This is a genomic window from Acidimicrobiia bacterium, from assembly GCA_036271555.1.
Classification (GTDB): Bacteria; Actinomycetota; Acidimicrobiia; order IMCC26256; family PALSA-610; genus DATBAK01.
Genome location: DATBAK010000060.1, coordinates 1 through 3156, shown reverse-complemented (window position 1 = coordinate 3156; position 3156 = coordinate 1). Strand labels below are relative to the sequence as shown.

Here is a 3156-nt window from a genome sequence, read left to right as displayed (position 1 = left end):
GGTCGAACACGATCACGCGGTGGTGCGCTGCGAAGTCGTCGCGCACGCGGTCCCAGACGTGGCGGTCGCTCGCCTGGCCGGCGACCAGCAGCAGCGGCGGCCCGTCGCCGAGCACCTCGTACGCGAGGCGCGCTCCATCACCGGCGGTCGCAAACAGCATCGTCGACTCCAATGGGCTCCGGTGGGCATCGTACGCCGATCCTCGTAGGATGCGCGCCGGGCAGTTCAACACGTACGTGTCCGTCCGCCCGAATGCACCCGTAGCTGAGGGCGCGGTCGTCGGCGTCGTCGCTGGCGACGGGCGAGCCTCGACGGATGCGAAACACCTTACTCCCTGAATTGTCTGCAGTATGGACCGAGGGCGACGCGCGCCAAGTGCTCGATGAGTGGCGGCAGAGCGGCCAGACCATCGCCGCGTTCGCACGCGACCGTGGCGTGAGCGCGCCGCGGCTCTACTGGTGGCGGCGGCGGCTGCCGAAAGCCCGCGCCGTCGCCCCGGTCTTGTCGCTGGTGCCAGCCAAGATCGTCGCGCGGACGGACACCGCGTCGATCGTGATCCGGCTGCCGAGTGGGATCGCGATCGAGATGGCGCACGCATCACCGAGTATGGTCGCGGCGATCGTCAGCGAGCTCGAGGTGGCGTCGTGATCTTGGTGCCGCGGTCCGTCCGTGTGTACTTCGCGACACAGCCTGCGAACCTACGGCGGTCCTTCGAGGGCCTGTCGAACGAGGTCCGCGAGGTGCTACGCCACGACCCGCTGGCGGGCCACGTCTTCGTGTTCCTCAATCGTCGCAAGAATCAGGTGAAGCTGCTGGTGTACACGCGGGGAGGGTTCACGATCGTGCACAAGCGGCTCGAGCGCGGCACCTTCACGTTTCCTGCGCGGATCGTCGACGGCGCGACGAGCATCGAGATCGACGTGCACGAACTGGCGATGTTGCTCGAGGGGATCGACGTTCGCCGCGCGCGAGCCTCGGGGCGTTGGGACCCGCCGATGCACGCGTCGCGCGCTGCGTGATCGTCCGAGCAAAATCCGGACCGAACTTGTTCGCGCGGCGGGAACGATTGTGCTTGCGCGCTCGATCTCGATGATCATGATAGCGCTGGAGTGAGTCCCGCGAAGGCGAACAAGACCGAGGGCGAGCGCCGTGGTGAGGTGCTCGAGGTCGCGCGCGGGCTGCTGGATGACGGTCGCAGCGATGACCTGCTCTTGCTGGTCGCGAAGCTCGTCGAGCAGAACGAAGACCTGACGACACGGGTCGCGCTCGCGACGACGCGTGCCGATGCCGCGACGACGCGTGCCGCGGAGCTTCAGCGGCAGCTCGATCGACAGCTGGCTCGTTACAAGAAGAACGAGACCTTCTCGAAAGCTCAGCTCGTCCTGTTGCTCGACGCGATTGCGCGTGGGGAGGCCGGCGACACGCCAGCCGACGACGACGATCCGCGTCCCGGTGCCAACGAGCGGCTGCGCGACACATCGGGCCTCGCCGAAGATGACGAGCCCAAGACCAAGCAACCCCGCGAACGACCGTCGCGGCGGCGACCGGCACCGCCGCACCTGCCGCGCGTGCCGAACCCACTGTCGGTCCCTGCCGCTGAGCGACCGTGTCCGCGATGCGGCGTAGAGCGCACGTGCATCGGGCACGAAACGACCGAGGTAATCGATCTCATTCCGGCACAGGTGATCGTGCGGCAGGATACGCGCGAGAAGCTGGCGTGCACGCAATGCGAAGCCGAGTTGGTCCGCGCTCCGCTCGGCGACAAGGTCGTGCCCGGCGGCAAGCTCGGCGACGCGCTCGTGATCGACCTGTTCATCGGAAAATACGACGACGGTCTGCCGCTGCATCGCCAGAAGCAGCGCTTCGCGCGCCTCGGGCTCGACCTCGCGGTGTCGACGCTCTGCGATCAGATCATGTGGATGGCCGACCTGCTGCGCCCGCTGTGGCGTGCGGCCATCGCCGCATGCATTGGATCGAAGGTGATGCACCTCGACGCGACGGGCTTGCCGGTGCTCGATCATGGCGCGCCCGGCGGCAAACGCATCGGTGCCCTGTGGGGCTACGTCGGTGATGGCGTCGCCGCGTACATCTTTGCCTCGACGGGGAAAGCGGAGGGCCAGAAGGAGGGTGAAATGGGGCCGGAAGATATTCTGGCCCTGCGCGAGGGCTTCACCGTCGCCGACGCCTCGAACGTGTTCGACGCCAGCTTCCTGAACAACCCAAAGCTGATCGAGTGCGGTTGCAACATGCACGCACGCCGCTACTTTGTGACGGCGCTCGACGCGGGCGACAAGCGCGCGGCATTGCCGATCGCCGCGTACAAGAAGCTCTACGAGATCGAGGACGAGATTCGTCTCCACGACCTGGACGAGAAGCTCGTCGTGCGGCAGGCGCAGAGCAAGCCTGTGTTCGACGAGCTCGTCGCGTGGGCGAAGGTTCACCAGCCCTACGAGCCACCGACGAGCAAGCTGGGCGAAGCGATCCGCTACTTGCTCAATCATCGCGTCCCGCTCGGCCGCTTCCTCGAATCCGGCCTCGTGCCGATGGATAACGGCGCTGTCGAACGGCTCCACGTCCGCGCAGCCCTTACTCGCAAGAACTACCTATTCGCCGGCTCCGACGCCGGCGGTGAACGCGCAGCGATCGCGTATACGATCCTTGGATGCTGCAGAGTCGCGAGTGTCAATCCGACTGAGTATCTGCACGACGTTGTGCCGCTGCTCGCGCGCCGCATACAACTGATCAAGCTTCCCGAGTTGCTGCCTGCCGCCTGGAAGGCTCGCCGCGCGGCTGCTGCCGGTCCGGCGCCCTGACGCGTGTCCCGCCACGACCGGACGGCGACCGTACGGATGTCGGCGGACGAGTGCGCACTGGGGCAGGATTGGGCCGCACGAACCGGCCCGGCAGCATTGGCTGCCGAAAAGCCGCGCAGAGTATCGCGGCCGCAGCGGCCGTGCGGCCGATGTCCGGTGCGTTCGGGCGGACGGACACCCAGCAACGGCATCGATGAGTCGCTGGCACGCGTCACCGCGAGGCCGGCAGATCTGCCGTCGTGAGCGGATCGGGCGCACGCCGATGGCGCGGATGGAGTTGTGGCGAAGGACAGATGATCGACGTGGCCGCGTGAAGATACTTTGTGTTTCGGGTCGACCGACT

General features: G+C 67.0%; 3 protein-coding genes. All 3 read left to right on the top strand.

What is annotated here, in order from left to right; all coding sequences use genetic code 11:
* Positions 1–315: 315 nt before the first annotated feature.
* The 3 genes from VH914_14830 (at position 316) to VH914_14820 (ending at position 2813) form a co-directional block, all read left to right on the top strand.
* Positions 316–648 carry a hypothetical protein gene (locus VH914_14830; protein ID HEX4492479.1) on the top strand — a complete coding sequence of 111 codons (333 nt, stop codon included), beginning with the start codon at positions 316–318 and terminating at the stop codon, positions 646–648.
* On the top strand, positions 645–1019 hold the full coding sequence (tnpB, locus tag VH914_14825) for an IS66 family insertion sequence element accessory protein TnpB (GenBank protein HEX4492478.1): 375 nt from the start codon (positions 645–647) through the stop codon (positions 1017–1019). Before VH914_14830 ends, tnpB begins: the two co-directional genes overlap by 4 nt.
* Positions 1020–1109: 90 nt before the next feature.
* Complete coding sequence (locus VH914_14820) at positions 1110–2813, top strand: IS66 family transposase (GenBank protein ID HEX4492477.1); 1704 nt, start codon at positions 1110–1112, stop codon at positions 2811–2813.
* Positions 2814–3156 lie beyond the last annotated feature (343 nt).

What these genes read in the sequence shown, in the direction of transcription:
- VH914_14830 (HEX4492479.1), top strand. Translation starts at nt 316, where the DNA reads ATGCGAAACACCTTACTCCCTGAATTGTCTGCAGTATGGACCGAGGGC.